The organism is Candidatus Planktophila versatilis (genome assembly GCF_002288265.1).
In the GTDB taxonomy this organism is placed as follows: Bacteria; Actinomycetota; Actinomycetes; order Nanopelagicales; family Nanopelagicaceae; genus Planktophila; species Planktophila versatilis.
In genome coordinates, this window is sequence record NZ_CP016778.1 from 192,570 (window position 1) to 207,460 (window position 14,891).

Annotated in this window: 20 protein-coding genes and 1 other RNA gene; 18 read left to right on the forward strand and 3 right to left on the reverse strand. The window is 46.2% G+C overall.

Going from position 1 to position 14,891, the window contains the following annotated elements; all coding sequences use genetic code 11:
- Window positions 1–107: 107 nt before the first annotated feature.
- Window positions 108–869, forward strand: coding sequence for an SDR family NAD(P)-dependent oxidoreductase (locus A1sIIB76_RS00910; protein ID WP_095674385.1), 762 nt, complete (start codon window positions 108–110; stop codon window positions 867–869).
- 7 nt (window positions 870–876) lie between these two features.
- Here the strand turns inward: A1sIIB76_RS00910 and A1sIIB76_RS00915 are convergent, their stop codons facing one another.
- The gene (locus tag A1sIIB76_RS00915) at window positions 877–1,299 is read right to left on the reverse strand and encodes a hypothetical protein (RefSeq protein WP_223298164.1); all 423 of its coding nucleotides are present in this window, start codon (window positions 1,297–1,299) and stop codon (window positions 877–879) included.
- 45 nt (window positions 1,300–1,344) lie between these two features.
- Here A1sIIB76_RS00915 and A1sIIB76_RS00920 point away from each other — a divergent pair, with 45 nt between their 5' ends.
- From A1sIIB76_RS00920 to ssrA, 13 genes are all read left to right on the forward strand, one after another.
- Window positions 1,345–1,818 carry a GGDEF domain-containing protein gene (locus tag A1sIIB76_RS00920; protein ID WP_095684358.1) on the forward strand — a complete coding sequence of 158 codons (474 nt, stop codon included), beginning with the start codon at window positions 1,345–1,347 and terminating at the stop codon, window positions 1,816–1,818.
- A gap of 69 nt (window positions 1,819–1,887) precedes the next feature.
- A complete protein-coding gene (locus tag A1sIIB76_RS00925) occupies window positions 1,888–2,883 on the forward strand; it encodes a TadA family conjugal transfer-associated ATPase (RefSeq protein WP_095696738.1) in 996 nt (331 codons plus the stop codon).
- Window positions 2,884–2,906: 23 nt separating this feature from the next.
- Window positions 2,907–3,608, forward strand: a complete 702-nt coding sequence (locus tag A1sIIB76_RS00930) for a type II secretion system F family protein (protein WP_125918775.1) — start codon at window positions 2,907–2,909, stop codon at window positions 3,606–3,608.
- Window positions 3,605–4,402, forward strand: coding sequence for a type II secretion system F family protein (locus A1sIIB76_RS00935; protein ID WP_095684361.1), 798 nt, complete (start codon window positions 3,605–3,607; stop codon window positions 4,400–4,402). Before A1sIIB76_RS00930 ends, A1sIIB76_RS00935 begins: the two co-directional genes overlap by 4 nt.
- A gap of 64 nt (window positions 4,403–4,466) precedes the next feature.
- Window positions 4,467–4,715 (forward strand): hypothetical protein, encoded by a 249-nt coding sequence (locus A1sIIB76_RS00940; RefSeq protein WP_223298777.1) that lies wholly within the window; start codon window positions 4,467–4,469, stop codon window positions 4,713–4,715.
- Window positions 4,716–5,081 carry a TadE/TadG family type IV pilus assembly protein gene (locus A1sIIB76_RS00945; protein WP_095684362.1) on the forward strand — a complete coding sequence of 122 codons (366 nt, stop codon included), beginning with the start codon at window positions 4,716–4,718 and terminating at the stop codon, window positions 5,079–5,081. It begins immediately after the preceding gene.
- A gap of 95 nt (window positions 5,082–5,176) precedes the next feature.
- Window positions 5,177–5,542, forward strand: coding sequence for a TadE family protein (locus A1sIIB76_RS00950; RefSeq protein WP_190286245.1), 366 nt, complete (start codon window positions 5,177–5,179; stop codon window positions 5,540–5,542).
- Window positions 5,539–6,120, forward strand: a complete 582-nt coding sequence (locus A1sIIB76_RS00955) for a pilus assembly protein TadG-related protein (RefSeq protein WP_125918776.1) — start codon at window positions 5,539–5,541, stop codon at window positions 6,118–6,120. Before A1sIIB76_RS00950 ends, A1sIIB76_RS00955 begins: the two co-directional genes overlap by 4 nt.
- 85 nt (window positions 6,121–6,205) lie before the next feature.
- Complete coding sequence (gene prfB / locus A1sIIB76_RS00960; protein ID WP_095674388.1) at window positions 6,206–7,309, forward strand: peptide chain release factor 2; 1,104 nt, start codon at window positions 6,206–6,208, stop codon at window positions 7,307–7,309.
- Window positions 7,310–7,469: 160 nt separating this feature from the next.
- Entirely contained in the window at window positions 7,470–8,159 is a 690-nt protein-coding gene (ftsE, locus tag A1sIIB76_RS00965; RefSeq protein ID WP_095693309.1) for a cell division ATP-binding protein FtsE, read from the forward strand.
- Between the two features lie 10 nt (window positions 8,160–8,169).
- On the forward strand, window positions 8,170–9,072 hold the full coding sequence (gene ftsX, locus A1sIIB76_RS00970) for a permease-like cell division protein FtsX (protein ID WP_095674390.1): 903 nt from the start codon (window positions 8,170–8,172) through the stop codon (window positions 9,070–9,072).
- Window positions 9,073–9,076: 4 nt separating this feature from the next.
- On the forward strand, window positions 9,077–9,556 hold the full coding sequence (gene smpB / locus A1sIIB76_RS00975; protein WP_095696741.1) for an SsrA-binding protein SmpB: 480 nt from the start codon (window positions 9,077–9,079) through the stop codon (window positions 9,554–9,556).
- Window positions 9,557–9,787: 231 nt separating this feature from the next.
- Window positions 9,788–10,158, forward strand: a transfer-messenger RNA (tmRNA) gene (gene ssrA / locus A1sIIB76_RS00980).
- Between the two features lie 55 nt (window positions 10,159–10,213).
- Here the strand turns inward: ssrA and A1sIIB76_RS00985 are convergent.
- Both A1sIIB76_RS00985 and A1sIIB76_RS00990 read right to left on the reverse strand, forming a co-directional pair.
- Entirely contained in the window at window positions 10,214–10,624 is a 411-nt protein-coding gene (locus A1sIIB76_RS00985) for a hypothetical protein (protein WP_125918777.1), read from the reverse strand.
- Between the two features lie 87 nt (window positions 10,625–10,711).
- The gene (locus tag A1sIIB76_RS00990) at window positions 10,712–10,987 is read right to left on the reverse strand and encodes a DUF3039 domain-containing protein (RefSeq protein WP_095674393.1); all 276 of its coding nucleotides are present in this window, start codon (window positions 10,985–10,987) and stop codon (window positions 10,712–10,714) included.
- Between the two features lie 62 nt (window positions 10,988–11,049).
- On the opposite strand from A1sIIB76_RS00990, the gene argF reads away from it, so the two are divergent.
- From argF to A1sIIB76_RS01010, 4 genes are read left to right on the forward strand one after another with little or no spacing between them, the layout of a single operon-like run.
- Window positions 11,050–11,988, forward strand: coding sequence for an ornithine carbamoyltransferase (argF, locus tag A1sIIB76_RS00995; protein WP_095696743.1), 939 nt, complete (start codon window positions 11,050–11,052; stop codon window positions 11,986–11,988).
- A 58-nt stretch (window positions 11,989–12,046) separates the two neighbouring features.
- Entirely contained in the window at window positions 12,047–13,192 is a 1,146-nt protein-coding gene (locus tag A1sIIB76_RS01000; RefSeq protein ID WP_095696744.1) for a Re/Si-specific NAD(P)(+) transhydrogenase subunit alpha, read from the forward strand.
- Window positions 13,192–13,482 (forward strand): NAD(P) transhydrogenase subunit alpha part 2, encoded by a 291-nt coding sequence (locus tag A1sIIB76_RS01005; RefSeq protein WP_095693313.1) that lies wholly within the window; start codon window positions 13,192–13,194, stop codon window positions 13,480–13,482. Before A1sIIB76_RS01000 ends, A1sIIB76_RS01005 begins: the two co-directional genes overlap by 1 nt.
- Window positions 13,479–14,888: an NAD(P)(+) transhydrogenase (Re/Si-specific) subunit beta gene (locus A1sIIB76_RS01010; RefSeq protein ID WP_095674397.1), complete on the forward strand. Its 1,410-nt coding sequence runs from the start codon at window positions 13,479–13,481 to the stop codon at window positions 14,886–14,888. Before A1sIIB76_RS01005 ends, A1sIIB76_RS01010 begins: the two co-directional genes overlap by 4 nt.
- Window positions 14,889–14,891 lie beyond the last annotated feature (3 nt).

Genomic DNA, 14,891 nt, shown 5'->3' on the forward strand with positions numbered 1-14,891 from the left:
ACGCACCGCAAATAAATGGCATTTCCCGCACAACCAGCGCGAGATTGAGCACAGTTTCCTCACGCTCCCGAGAGGCGGCAGTATCCATTTTTTGAGACAGTTGCCCCATGCACGCAGCAGATACGCGCCCCCTAGCCATCATCACTGGTGGCAGCCGTGGCTTGGGTTTTGAGAGCGCCAAAGCTCTGGCGCTTCGAGGTTTTGATCTGGCGCTAATTGCCAAAGATTCAGAGCGATTAACATCGGCGGCGCAATCAATCCGCGCAGCTTCAGATGGCAGCCAGATCAACATCTCCACATTTACCTGCGATCTCGAACAACCTCATCTTGTACGCAAAGTCATTGATTCAATCAATCAATCTCTGCCTACTCCGCAACTTCTTATTCTTGCTCACGGAGTGATGAGTGAGAAAATGTCGAAGACTCTTAAGACAAATGATGCTGAGTGGCGCAGAGTGATGGCAATTAATCTTGACTCTGTCTTTCAACTTGTAAATGGAATAGCTCCGGCCATGGCAGATGCCCGAAACGGCCGCGTCATTATCTTCTCTGCTTGTTTAGGTCGCATGTCTGGTCCTGGAAATGCCGGAGGGCTTGCGCCGTATCGAATCAGTAAAGCTGGTGTGAACGCATTGGTGCGAAACCTTGCACATGAGACCGGACTTGGCGCTCGCGGATTTCTTGTTGATGCAATCTGTCCTAATCATTCACGAACGGATATGGGTGGTGCGGATGCGCCACGTTCTGCAGAAGAAGGTGCTGCTACTGCAGTTTGGTTAGCGACAAGAGCATTTGATTCAGCCGGTTCAACAGATGCTCAAAAAATTACCGGAGTGCTTTGGGAAGACAACCAGATAGTTCCTTGGTAATTAGCTCTTAACCTTCTTCTTTGGCAATCATAAAAGCGAAGTAAAGCGTTGGAAGTGCAAGTGCCAGAATAACTACCGCACCGATATAGAACTGTCCTTGTATTTGATAGTAGGCCACTCCCACTGCAATTAAGTTGGCCAAGATAGTGGGAGATCTTCCGAAACTCTTTCCGTTTACATATCCGCGAGCTGATGCGAAGAGTCCAATAGCCCCAAGAACTGCAAAGACAACCACTCCAATCAGTGGCGGTAGCTCTTTCTTCTCGTGAGTAAAACCAAGCACAACTAGCCACACACCTAGGGCGAGTACGAGACTTGCCTCGATATAGAGGAGTGCTGCCACTGTTGAACGCTTAGGGGAGAGGTTGGCAGTATTTCCTAACGTGAAACTCTTTTGTGATGATTTATTCCGCTCAGGTTTCGTTGCCATAGCCCTCACTTTATCAGCGCAGCACCGGTCTGTAGCAATCACTCGATGACTTTTTCACACGATGGAATACGAGATTCGCTCACTCACCTAGCTGCCCCTCCATATTTTTACGAGAATTTGAGAAGAGAGTTAGGAACTGCTGAACGCAACAAGTCTGAGCTCAGTCTTATTAGATTTTTGATTTCCAAGAATGTAGCTGGAATTCAAATCACGGAAAGTGGGGTTGAGTCTGAAAATTCACAGTATGAGGTTGCAATTCTTTCATTTGCTGAAATTCTGAAAGCGTCAATTCGATCAGAAGATTTGTGTGCACGCCTTGGCCAGCTTGAATTTACCCTTATTCTTAAAGGATCTTCTGAAATAGCAACCTCACTTGCCGAGCGAGTCCTTCGCTCTTGGATGTTTGAGGGATTCGGTTCTCACTACTCTGTTCTCACAGTAAATCGCGGAGAGAGTTCTCTTGAGATACTCAATCGGCTTGATAACCAAGAGTTACGATTGGTAACGAAGGGTTATTAAGAGTCTTATTTATCCACACTAGCGATTTGGCCTCCGCAGAACTTGTCGCCGCTCACCTAATTTGCCCACATGGAAAACATGGATCCAGATGTTGTATTCGGTCCAATCGCCGAGTTCATCAGAGACCCAACAGTAGAAGAAATCTGGATTAATTCCCCTGAGAGAATTTTTATCGCCAGGGCAGGCAAAAGCCATCTCACTAATTTAGTTCTGACATCAGACTCCGTTCGCGAACTAGTTGATAGGACCCTCCTTTGGAGCGGGCGGAGGCTGGACCTATCTCAACCGTTTGTAGATGCGCAGTTGCCAGACGGGAGTCGGCTGCATGTGGTTATTCCGGAAATAACAGCTGAACACTGGGCAGTGAACATCCGCAAACATTTACTACGACACTTGAACTTGGAAGATTTAGCACGTATCGGTTTGATGTCAGAAGAGATTGCTGCTCAATTATCGAGTGCTGTGAAGTTTGGCTTAAACATTTTGGTGAGCGGTGGCACGCAGGCAGGCAAGACAACTCTCCTAAATGCTCTCGCAAGTGCAATTCCGTTGTCTCAACGCGTAATCACAATTGAAGAAGTATTTGAGCTCAAACCGAACGTCCCAGATTTAGTGCAAATGCAGGCTCGGGGAGCAAACTTACAAGGAGAAGGCTCAATTCCTTTGCGCACACTGATTAAAGAAGCTTTAAGAATGCGTCCATCAAGAATTATTGTTGGTGAAGTTCGTGAGGCTGAAGCCTTAGACCTTTTGATAGCACTTAATTCTGGGTTGCCAGGAATGGGGACTCTTCACGCAAATTCAGCGCGAGACGCGATCACCAAGCTTCAAACACTCCCGCTACTTGCAGGTGAAAATATCTCCCACAAATTTATTGCACCCACAGTTGCATCCGCAATCGATTTAGTCATTCAGGTCTCAATTGCAGGAGATGGCACCCGGCGGATCGTGGAAATAGCACATGTAACTGGGCGGTATGAAAACGATAGAGCAGAGATAGAAAATGTCTGGCGATGGAATGGGACAAGTTACGAAAAAGGGTTGGGAGTCATTAGGTGCCAATAACCGTGAGCAAGAATTCCCAAGTAATGAAAACGACGATATTCATGCTCTTATCTCTTTCTCTGGTCTTTCTCTTTTCACGCTCTTTAGTCATTGCAGCCGCATTCTCACTCTTCGTAGGAATCTTTGTAGTACTAGCCCAACGCAAGAGTGAGAGCAAACGTTCAAGCGAAATTCAATCCGCATGCCCAGAAATAATTGATCACTTGATTTCTGGACTGCAGTCGGGCTTATCACTCAATGAATCGCTGGTAGGACTCTCACTTCGAGGCCCGGTAGCAACTCGTCCCTATTTTGAGGACTTTCGGGAAGATGTTTATAGAACTGGAGATTTCATGGGATCCCTGGAACGGGTCAAATCCCATCTCGGAGAGCCAAGTACCGATCAAGTAATCGAAGCGCTCTTGATTTCCAAGACCCTGGGTGGCGCCGAACTCATCAACATTTTGAGATTGCTGAGCAACTTTATTCGAGAAGACTTGACGCTTAGAAGAGAAATCTTGGTGAAGCAGAATTGGATAAAGAATTCGGCACACTTATCTGCAGGTGCTCCCTGGATTCTCTTATTACTCCTATCGACACAACCTGCGACCGCTGCCTCTTTTTCTACAACCTCTGGAATTGCCGTACTAATCTCTGGCTTGATCATGACCTGCGTGGCTTATCTATGGATGAATAAGCTCGGGCAATTACCGAAGCCGTCGAGAGTCTTTTCGGGCAAATTATGAGCACAACGACCGTAGTTGCAATTCTCTTTTTGATTCCTGCTCTAATTCTGATTAATGAGGATTTCTCTTGGGAAAAGTTTGCTCTCACAACTGTGCATAAAGTTGGTGATAGGACAAGTGTCAAGAATAAACTAATTGAATTAGGCCACCCAGATCAAACTCATTACGAAAACTTTCGCTTAAAGCAATTGCTAGTAACTTCTCTAATTCTATTTCCATTAGTACTTATTCTGCTCTTTCAAGATCATTCGTTAGCCTTTATTGCGGCATGCCTTATTGGTGTCGTAGCTTTAGTTTTGCTCTATTTCGAGAAGTCTTTAATCAATCAAATCACAGAACACCGAATAAGCATTGATTCAGATTTTCCAAGTGTTATCGAAATGATGACCTTGGCTCTATCTGCCGGAGAGACCCCACTCAGCTCATTGGAAAGAATTACCAAGCGAGGGAGCGGTCCACTTGTGAGCGAACTGAGGATTGTCGTAGTTGAAGTGAAGAGTGGCTTACCTTTTCAGCACGCCCTAGATCACATGGGTCGCCGGGTGCAATCAGTTGCTGTGCGCAGATTTATCGACGCCGTAGTGATTGCAATTAGTCGCGGTGCACCACTGATAGAAGTGCTACATAGTCATGCACGAGAGGCTCAAAATTTTCAACGTAATCGCATTCTTAGCGCAGCAGGCAAGTCTGAAATTTCAATGATGATTCCCGTTGTTTTTCTCATTCTACCGATTTCGATTTTATTCGCACTATGGCCATCTCTATCTAATCTGAATCTGTTTGCACAAGGTTAATGATGAACTGCAAAATTTCTCCTGGTGCCAAATATCACCTCACAACCAAAGAAAAGGAAAGCCCATGAACAGAATAGAAGAAGTAATTCAAAACCATACCCTCCACGTAAGCAGCTATTTATCCTTGAAAGTAGCTGAATTCAAGAGAACACGATTTTACCGAGTCCTTAACGATGATCGCGGAGATGTTCCGGGGTGGGTACTTGTCGTGCTAATGACAACCGGATTAGTAACAGCGATATGGACTATTGCAGCACCTCGCCTATCTGCAATTCTAAAGAATTCTCTTGATGCGATGAACGGCATTCGCTAAATGAAAATCTCACGCTTCACAACTCTTATTTTAAGCGAGAAGGGAAATATCGAGAGCGCACTGGTCTTGATTCCTTTACTCACGCTTTTTCTAGTGGCTTCACAAATCACGATTACAATTCATGGGAGAAATATGACGAAAATCAGTGCCCAGGACGGCGCTTCAACAAGAGCGATTTCGGGTAATTTTGATGAGACTGATACTTTTTTACATATTGACTCCCCGGATCCACATCAAAATCTCGATTTACTCATCAGTCACAAAAAAGGTTTTCTGCCACACATAATGCCGGGACTAGAAAAAATCATGGGATCTAAGAAGGAGATAGATGTAACTGGAGTAGCTATTGTAGAAAATCAGAGATAAATATGGTGGTTCAACAAAAGATTTCGAAAAAATTTCAAAGAGCAGTAGCTCCTTTGAGGAGACGATTATTCTCCTCCGATCGAGGAAGTGCCTCGGTGGAATTTAGTCTCCTTGCCATACCGTTATTCATTCCACTCTTTATCTTCATGGCTCAGTTTTCACATTCAAGTGATGCACAAGATTCCCTAAGAACCCTAGCGCGAGAATCGGCGCGTGCATTTGTAAGCAGTAAAGATGATGAAACCGCCTTCTATGTGGCAGATCAAGTGGTGGCACAGGGCGCATGGTTACTTGGCTATGATCCAAATTCTCCTAAGACATCAATCGAGCTGAGAATCGCCTGCGATTCACGGCCCTGCATAACACCCAATAATCGAGTTTTAGTCCAACTCACTATGAATTCTTCAGGCAAGAGTCAGACCCAAGTCGCAGCCATTGAATATGTGTCTCCATGGGCATGACTTCATCTTTCAGTCTTTTGCAATGTAGTTTCTCTGCCAAGCTCAGAAAAAAGTTACAAGATGAACGAGGGTCAATCTCACTCTTAATTTTGGCACTCTTTATGTTGGTCCTAATCACTCTGATTGTGCTCACTGATATCTCGTCGGTTTATATAGCTAAACGTGCACTTACCCAAGCCACGGAGGCTGCGACACAGCGGGGCGTAAGAAATTTGGATTTAGAAAAATACTACGCACGTGAGTACAACGTTAATCGATTTGCAGCCAATCTCTTTCTAAATGGAGAAAAGGATCCAGGAATCCCAATTGATTGCGAGAAAGGCAGATCAGATTCACTTGGCGCATTACGTGACTGGAGCACTCTGGGAGGTGCAACCTCACGAAAAAACTTAAGCAAAATCCAAGTCCTAGACTTTCAGTGTGATGGTTATGAAATTGGAATTCATTCCTCAGCCAGGGTCACCCTTCCATTTGTACTTCCGTTTATTGGAGTTGAAACAGTTGATATCTTTTCTCGAGTTGGGATTTTTGCGGAGCGAAAAATAACGACAAATTACTATGGCTTAAACCTTGGTTAGGAAATTTTCAATTATTCCAGCCCTATTCTTCAAGGTGAGGTGGGCTAGAAGAATACTTTGAGGAAGTTCTCGCTATCCTTAACCCATGGCTCGCGACTACATCCTCGAAATAAATGAGACGAGTGCGACCCTGACTTCTATTGAAAAAGTCTTGGACCTGCCGAAGCTTGAAGCCGAAGTGGTCGAACTTGAAGCAGCTGCAGGCGTTCCGAATTTATGGGATGACCCTGATAAAGCTCAAGCAGTTACGAGCAAGCTATCTCGCGTGCAATCAACAATTTCAAGACTTACTGGGTTGCGCCGTCGGGTTGATGAGCTTCCGCTTCTCTTTGAATTAGCAGCGGGTGAACCGGATGGATCAGCCCTTACGGATGCCGAAGGTGAATTGGATTCAGCAAAGAAAGCAATTAGTGAATTAGAAGTAACGACGTTACTTAACGGCGAGTACGACGCACGTGATGCGCTGATAACTATTCGTTCTGAAGCAGGTGGCGTAGAAGCTGCCGACTGGGCTGAGATGTTGATGCGTATGTATTTACGTTATTGCGAACGTCACGAATTTAAAGTTGACGTGTTAGAAACTTCCTTTGCTGAAGAAGCGGGGATTAAATCGACAACATTTAGAGTCAGCGCCCCGTATGCATATGGCACGCTTTCAGTAGAGCAGGGAACACATCGCTTAGTGAGAATTTCTCCTTTCGACTCTCAATCACGTAGACATACATCATTTGCTGGCGTGGAAATTGTTCCTGTCGTTGAACAGAGTGATCACATTGAAATTGATGAGAAAGAAGTGCGCGTAGATGTCTATCGCTCATCTGGTCCGGGCGGACAGGGAGTCAATACAACAGACTCTGCTGTGCGCTTGACCCACGTTCCGACCGGGATTGTTGTGTCATGTCAGAACGAACGCTCACAGATCCAAAATAAAGCAACGGCGATGGCTGTTTTACAATCAAAGTTATTGGAACGTCGTCGCCAGGAAGAGCAGGCGAAGATAAATGCGCTCAAGGGCGATAATTCGGGCTCATGGGGAAACCAGATGCGTTCCTATGTATTAGCGCCGTATCAAATGGTGAAAGATCTCCGTAATAACCATGAAACGGGAAATACTTCAGCGGTGTTAAATGGAGAAATTGATGATTTCATCGAAGCGGGAATTCGCTGGCGCCGTAGCGCGTCACAATAATTCTCGGCAATAACCAGCTGATTCACGCGTAATGTGATTCTTATTTCCTCTGTGAATTCCCATAAAAACCACGAATCAACCCTAAATTCCCAGCTTGCCTAACTAAACTAGGCCTAGGTCTCACGAGCGCATCACCATGCGCCTATATAAGGAGCAGATAGTGATTAAGTTTGAGAATGTCACCAAGATTTACTCGGGTCAGGAACGTCCTGCCCTCGAGAATGTCACGCTCGAAATTACCAAAGGTGAATTTGTTTTCTTGGTAGGTATGTCAGGTTCTGGTAAATCAACATTCTTGCGTTTGATTCTGCGCGAAGAGCGCCCAACATCTGGCGTCATACACGTTGCGGGCAAAGATTTAGGAACTCTTGCAAACCATAAAGTGCCTGAGCTTCGTCGCCAACTAGGCACTGTTTTTCAGGATTTTAGACTGCTTCCCAATAAAACGATTTCAGAGAACATTGCATTCTCATTACACGTGCTCGGCTATTCGCAGAAGGAGATTAATCGCGAAGTTCCGGAGATGCTTGAACTTGTTGGCCTGGAAGATAAGGGTGATCGCTTACCTTCTGAAATCTCAGGTGGAGAGCAACAGCGAGTTGCGATTGCTCGTGCTTATGTCACACGCCCTGCAATCATCATCGCGGATGAGCCAACTGGAAACCTAGACCCGGCACTCTCTGTGGGAATTATGAAGTTACTCGACCGCATTAATCGTGAAGGCACCACTGTATTGATGGCTACCCACGATTCTGGAATTGTTGATCAGATGCGCAAGCGAGTCATTGAACTTGATGGTGGCCATGTTATTCGCGATCAAATTCGCGGCGTCTACGGATACACAGGATAAGGGGAAAACAATGCGCGCAGGATTTCTCTTCAGTGAAGTTCGAATAGGACTTCGACGTAACCTCACAATGACATTTGCCGTTATCGTCACCGTCGCAATTTCACTTTCTCTTCTCGGCATTGGCTTACTCTCAAATTCACAAGTAAATGCGATGAAAGATTATTGGTATGACAAGATTGAAGTATCTGTATTTCTCTGCGGATCACTCTCGGAGTCACCGTCATGTAGCGGTGGAGTTGTTACTCCCGAACAGCGCACATCAATCAAATCAGATTTAGAGGCTCTGCCAGTTGTACAGAGCGTCTTCTATGAATCACAAACTGAAGCCTTTGCTCGCTTTAAAGAGCGTTTTAAGAGTTCGGCAATTGCGCAGAACGTTACTGCCGATCAATTACCAGAATCCTTCCGCGTTAAGTTAAAAGACCCAACGCAATTCGATGTCGTCGTCAGTGCATTTAGCGGTCGACCTGGTGTTGATGTAGTGCAAGATCAGCGCAGCATTCTCGAGAAGTTCTTCCAACTCCTTGCCGTACTGCGCAATGGTGCGCTGATTGTCGGCCTTCTTTCAGTGCTCACTGCAGCGTTGCTGATTAGCAACACTCTTCGAATTGCGGCATTTAATCGTCGTCGTGAAACTGGTGTGATGCGACTTGTAGGTGCTTCCTCGTGGTCAATTCAACTTCCATTCTTACTGGAAGGTGTTTTCGCGGCATTTATTGGATGGATGCTTGCCAGTGGATTGCTCGCCGCACTTAAGTATGTCGTCGAAACTAAAGTCGCTCCGTTACTTACCTTTACTAAGTTCTTTGGATGGGGAGAAGTGGCGCTAGCTTCTGGTTGGCTACTTCTCACAGGCCTCGTGGTCTCAACTATTGCATCTGTAGTAACACTGCGCCGATACCTCAAGGTGTAATTTTATGGTCAAAGAGCTCGGACGAAAGCTGATTGCACAGAACAAAAAGGCTCGTCACGACTTTGCAATAGAAGATGTCTATGAGTGCGGGATTGTGCTTACAGGTACTGAAGTGAAATCACTTCGTGCTGGGCGTGCCTCACTCATTGATGGTTTTGCCATGATTGAAAATGGCGAACTCTGGCTACATGGTGTTCACATTCCTGAATACACAGAAGGTACGTGGACTAATCACACCCCGCGTCGCAAGCGAAAGCTGCTCGTTAATAAGATTGAAATTCGCAAGATTGCCGCCCGCACCAAAGACTCAGGAATCACACTGGTGCCATTGCAGCTCTACTTTAAGGATGGAAAAGCCAAGGTTGAAGTTGCTATTGCAAAGGGCAAGAAGGCTCATGACAAGCGATCAACTCTGATGGAACAGCAAGCTACGCGCGAGGTAAATCGCGAACTTTCCCGCCGCCAATCTGGCAAAGACAGTTAATCAATGCCCCCAAGCGGGCATTTTGAGGAAGTCGTAACCTTCTCTATACTTATCTCATACCGTTTGGCTCGATCGAGTTTGGCAGACAAGAATGCCGCTCCATACCTCGCCAAATAACTCATTCACACAAAATCTTTCCTCACGGAAATCAACGGGTGAATTGTCGAAAAAATAGGAAATACAACTACATAGTGTGAATTACGTTTTCCACGTAATTCCCCATTTCAACTTGGGGGTGAACGGTCTCGACTTTAGTTGTTGAGGCAGGGGAAGCGGGCCGAGGAAGCCGGGATGATCTCGTAAACCATGAAACCTGTGCAAAAATAACTGCAGACAACAGTCGCAGTGATTTCGCCCTAGCTGCATAAGCTAGTTCCGAATCCGTCAGCCCGGGCGCGCTCTCGTCCCGGAACCTGGCGTCGCTAGAGAGCTCTTCATCGAGATAGCGTTGCGAATATCTCGAGAGAACAGTTTCGCAAATGAGTTCGTTGAATACTTGTGTGTAAGAGATTCAGAACTGAGAAAACGATAAACGCACTACGCCCGTAGAAGCCCTGTTTTAATTCTGAAGGACCCGGGTTCGATTCCCGGCACCTCCACCAGCTCGGCAAGTTTGGCACGAATGTATCCAGGAAGAATACTTCAATTAGTAATTGATTATTGTTTGTAAAGTTCCTTGTATCCCTTTGGGCATTTCGGACTTGTGGATTCTACTTTTGTGATTTTTCCTTTCATTTCACAAGTCAAAGTTACTGTGGGTAGAAATTTGTACTTAGTTACAATACTTTTTAATTCAGTATTAGCGCTTTTAATTGCAGAGATATAATCTTTTTTCATGGCTTTCCAAGTTTTCATATCAATTTTGTCGCAGTCAATTAATACTTGCCCTGGCGTCAACTGTTCTTTGTCAATCTCTACCCTGGCTAAATCTCTGTTTTTACTTAATGGCGCCTTCAAATAGAGAAAAAAAGAAGCATTATCGTAAGTTTCATTGATGGCTTCACAATCCTTCATAACTTTTAGATCTGACTTATTTTGAGCTTGGGCAGTGCTTACTGAAACAATCACAATCGATATCCCAATTAGGAGGCATATATACCCCTTTGGAACTTTTCTCATGTTCTTAGTATCCCAAGTCTTCACATTAAGACCAAGTTACTTGTCTCCATCTTCGGAGCCAGGTTTTAGACCTTCAAAAATTTCTTTGCAGATTGGACAGACAGGATATTTCTGCGGATCGCGAGAAGGAACCCATTTCTTCCCGCATAGCGCTCTCACAGATTTGCCGGTCATTGCTGATTCAACAATTTTTTCTTTCTTTATGTAATGTGCAAATCGATCATGGCCACCATCATCTTCTTGTTCAACTGGGCGCGTGAGGGTGTCTGTATCGCTCTCAAGCGAAGGAGTACCGCGACCGAAAAGTGGCATGCGCGTAGTATCTAACAAAAACTAGCCACATAGCCATCTCGGCTTCCGGTAGAATTTTGCCGATGAAAGACTTACTGCGTACCGAGCATTTATCGCGCGCTGATGTCGATTTACTCCTCGACACCGCTGCAGATTTCGCGCAGAACCCACTTCGTTCCCAGACAGCACTGAGCAACAAGAGCGTTGCCATCTATATGACTAAGCCCTCCACACGTACTCGTCTGGCATCTGAAACGGCCGTGGCTCATTTGGGCGGGACACCAATCTTTATTCGCGGTGATGAACTACAACTTGGCCGCGGGGAAACAATTGCGGATACCGCCAAGATTATTAGTGGATATTGCGATGCGCTGATAGTTCGAACCTTTGCACAAGCAGATATCGATGAACTTGGTGCACATGCCAGCATTCCTGTCATTAACGGCTTGAGCGATGATGATCACCCAACACAATTGCTCGCTGATTGGGTGACAATTCGTGAAAACTTTGGGACTGACATCAAAGGTAGAAAATTTGTCTATCTTGGCGATGGAAACAATATGACCCACGCATGGTTAATCATGGGTGCCATTATGGGTGCGCACGTTGTGGCGGCGACACCGGGTGGCAAGTGGGCACCGGATGCAGCGGTCGTCACAAAAGCTAAAGAGATTGCGGCAAAGAGCGGGGCCACGATTGAGGTAACAAACGATCCTGAATCAGCAGCGAGTGGTGCGTCTGTTCTCTATACAGATGTGTGGATGTCAATGGGCGATCCAGAAGCTGAACGTGCTGAAAAAACAAAAGCACTTACACCATTTGCAATTACAGAAAAGTTAATGTTGTTGACAGAAAAAGACTCAATTTTTATGCATTGTCTCCCAGCTCATCGAGGAGAAGAAGTTCAGGCATCAGTTATTGATGGGCCAAAGTCGGTAATCTGGCGTGAAGCATTTCATCGTCGCACAACCATCCAGGCATTGCTTTATCACTTAACTCGTGATGAAATCAACGGCAATTAGCTTAGAATTCTAACCATTTGGCATAGCCGATGCTGGGGCATGCATGTATCTTTTCCCCATGAGAGTTGCAGTCCCGAGAGAAATTAGAGATGGCGAGAAGCGCGTAGCGCTAGTCCCAGACATCATCAACAAATTGACCAAATTAGGTTATGAAGTTGTCATTGAATCTGGAGCGGGTGTTCATGCTCAAGCTACAGATGAGCTGTTCATAGCAGCAGGGGCAACAATCAAAAGCGGCAATGTCATAGGTGATGCCGACGTTGTTCTCTGCGTTACTTCACTTACTCCAGCACAGATATCGTCCTTAAAAAAGGGCGCAGTCACAATCTCTTTCTTATCTCCAGTATCGGCCATAGATTCAATCGATGCAGCGGTCACAGCGGGTGTCACAGCTTTCTCACTTGAACTAGTCCCACGTATTTCACGTGCACAGTCAATGGATGCGCTGACATCTCAAGCACTCTGTGCTGGTTATCGAGCTGCACTCGTTGGCGCAGAACTTTCTCCGCGCTTTTTCCCAATGCTCATGACCGCCGCGGGAACTGTTACTCCCGCGCAAGTACTTGTTCTGGGTGCTGGCGTGGCAGGACTACAGGCAATTGCAACCGCTCGCCGACTTGGCGCCGTTGTATCTGCCTACGATGTTCGCCCATCTTCTGCTGATGAAGTGAAATCAATGGGCGCAACATTTATTGATTTGGAACTTGAGGCACTTGAAGGTGCTGGTGGTTATGCACGTGAAATGACGGAAGAGCGTGCAGCAAAGCAACGCGAACTCTTGACTCCATACATTGCCAAATCGCATCTTGTTATTACAACTGCTGCAGTTCCAGGACGAGCAGCACCGCGTTTGATGACTGCAGCCATGATTGATGCGATGGAGGCAGGAACAATCATCGTTGATCTCGCTGCCGAAACTGGTGGAAATGCTGAAGGTTCAAAGCCGGGAGAGATTGTCACTACCGCCAAGGGTGTTCAGATTTGGGGCGGTAAAGATGTGCCGAGCCAGTTGCCGTTCCATGCTTCAAGTCTGTATTCACGTAACGTGGTCAACCTACTTACCTTGATGACAACTGCTGCAAAGGATGGCGAGAAGGTGGCGCTAAATATTGACTTCACAGATGAAATTATTGATAAGGCCGCACTTACACATGCAGGTGCCAAGCACACACCTGGAGCTAGTGAAAAAGGAGGCAGCAACTAATGGATGCAATTGCCGTTATCTCAATCTTCACCCTTGCAGTATTCGTGGGGTTTGAAGTTGTTTCAAAGGTTTCATCAACGCTACACACGCCCCTGATGTCTGGTGCTAACGCAATTCACGGCGTCATCCTTGTTGGTGCAATCATCGTTGCAGATCACAGTGAGAATAACCTAGAGCTGGGACTCTCACTGGCCGCAATTGTTTTAGCAACAATCAATATGGTTGGTGGCTTTGTAGTTACCGATCGCATGCTTGAGATGTTCAAGCCCAAGAAGGGAGACCAGAAGTGAGTAGCACTCTCTATAGCTTGGTAGGTCTCGCTGCCGGTGTGGCATTTATCTTGGCACTTAAAGGACTCTCGCATCCAAAGACTGCACGCCGCGGTAACTTAATTGGTGCCTTTGGTGCAACAGTCGCAACTCTTTCAGTCTTTCTCTATGTCACTCCGAGCGGAGACGGTGCAGAGACACATTCACTGCCAATTCATAACTTGGGTTGGATCTTGGGTGCAATCGCAGTGGGCCTGATTATTGGAGTACCTGCAGCTCGCAAAGTTGAGATGACACAGATGCCACAGCTTGTCGCACTCTTTAATGGTGTGGGCGGTGGCGCTGCAGCACTTGTTGCAATCGTGGAGTACTTAAATCTTGGCGATAGCGCAACGACAGCTGAAGTAATCTTCACTGTCTTTACCGTTGTGGTTGGCTGCGTATCTTTCAGCGGTTCGATCATTACATTTATGAAGCTACAAGAACTTATGACTACGCGCCCAGTGGTATTTCCCGGTGGGAGATTTGTTATCGCTGCCACACTCGCTGCAGTACTTGGGGTCAGCGTCTGGGTTGTAATTGCCCTTGGCACAACTCCACTACTGGTTCTTGCAGTGATCTCATTGCTCTTTGGTGTGCTCTTTGTACTCCCAGTGGGTGGTGCAGATGTTCCTATCGTGATCTCACTGCTCAACGCATTCACAGGTTTGACTGTTGCAGCAAGTGGTTATGTGCTCTCATCAACACTTTTGATTATTGCTGGAACTCTTGTCGGTGCTTCAGGAACAATTCTGACTCGCTTGATGGCAGAGGCGATGGGACGCTCACTCTTTGGAACTCTCTTCGGTGCATTTACTGCAAAACCACAGGCAGCAACTGGCACAGCAGAAGAGCGTCCAGTGCGCTCAGGATCTCCTGATGACGTGGCAATTCTTCTTAATTATGCGCGTCGCGTAGTTATTGTTCCTGGCTTCGGACTTGCCGTTGCGCAGGCGCAACACACGGTGCGCGAGCTTGCCGACCTTATGCTTTCAAAAGGCATTGATGTTGCATATGGAATTCACCCGGTAGCTGGTCGTATGCCAGGACATATGAACGTACTTCTTGCTGAAGCAAATGTTCCTTATGATCAGTTAGCTGAAATGGATGAAGTCAATCCAACATTTGGTCAGACAGATGTCGCCATTGTTATTGGAGCAAATGACGTTGTGAATCCTGCAGCACAAACAACTCCAGGTTGCCCAATCTACGGAATGCCTATCTTGGAAGTGAATCACGCTGCCAACATCATCTTCCTGAAGCGCTCTATGCGCCCAGGATTTGCTGGCATCGAAAATGAACTTCTCTATGACCCAAAGACAATGCTTCTTTTCGGTGATGCCAAAGCATCGCTGACTAAAGTTGTCTCAGCACTGAAAGCGCTATAAGAA

What these genes read in the sequence shown, in the direction of transcription:
- argF (WP_095696743.1), top strand. Translation starts at nt 11,050, where the DNA reads ATGAAAGACTTACTGCGTACCGAGCATTTATCGCGCGCTGATGTCGAT.
- A1sIIB76_RS00945 (WP_095684362.1), top strand. Translation starts at nt 4,716, where the DNA reads ATGAAAATCTCACGCTTCACAACTCTTATTTTAAGCGAGAAGGGAAAT.
- A1sIIB76_RS01000 (WP_095696744.1), top strand. Translation starts at nt 12,047, where the DNA reads ATGAGAGTTGCAGTCCCGAGAGAAATTAGAGATGGCGAGAAGCGCGTA.
- A1sIIB76_RS00925 (WP_095696738.1), top strand. Translation starts at nt 1,888, where the DNA reads ATGGAAAACATGGATCCAGATGTTGTATTCGGTCCAATCGCCGAGTTC.
- A1sIIB76_RS00990 (WP_095674393.1), bottom strand. Translation starts at nt 10,987, where the DNA reads ATGCCACTTTTCGGTCGCGGTACTCCTTCGCTTGAGAGCGATACAGAC.
- A1sIIB76_RS00915 (WP_223298164.1), bottom strand. Translation starts at nt 1,299, where the DNA reads ATGGCAACGAAACCTGAGCGGAATAAATCATCACAAAAGAGTTTCACG.
- A1sIIB76_RS00910 (WP_095674385.1), top strand. Translation starts at nt 108, where the DNA reads ATGCACGCAGCAGATACGCGCCCCCTAGCCATCATCACTGGTGGCAGC.
- A1sIIB76_RS00940 (WP_223298777.1), top strand. Translation starts at nt 4,467, where the DNA reads ATGAACAGAATAGAAGAAGTAATTCAAAACCATACCCTCCACGTAAGC.
- ftsX (WP_095674390.1), top strand. Translation starts at nt 8,170, where the DNA reads ATGCGCGCAGGATTTCTCTTCAGTGAAGTTCGAATAGGACTTCGACGT.
- A1sIIB76_RS00930 (WP_125918775.1), top strand. Translation starts at nt 2,907, where the DNA reads ATGAAAACGACGATATTCATGCTCTTATCTCTTTCTCTGGTCTTTCTC.
- A1sIIB76_RS00935 (WP_095684361.1), top strand. Translation starts at nt 3,605, where the DNA reads ATGAGCACAACGACCGTAGTTGCAATTCTCTTTTTGATTCCTGCTCTA.
- prfB (WP_095674388.1), top strand. Translation starts at nt 6,206, where the DNA reads ATGGCTCGCGACTACATCCTCGAAATAAATGAGACGAGTGCGACCCTG.
- A1sIIB76_RS00955 (WP_125918776.1), top strand. Translation starts at nt 5,539, where the DNA reads ATGACTTCATCTTTCAGTCTTTTGCAATGTAGTTTCTCTGCCAAGCTC.
- A1sIIB76_RS01005 (WP_095693313.1), top strand. Translation starts at nt 13,192, where the DNA reads ATGGATGCAATTGCCGTTATCTCAATCTTCACCCTTGCAGTATTCGTG.
- smpB (WP_095696741.1), top strand. Translation starts at nt 9,077, where the DNA reads ATGGTCAAAGAGCTCGGACGAAAGCTGATTGCACAGAACAAAAAGGCT.
- A1sIIB76_RS00920 (WP_095684358.1), top strand. Translation starts at nt 1,345, where the DNA reads ATGACTTTTTCACACGATGGAATACGAGATTCGCTCACTCACCTAGCT.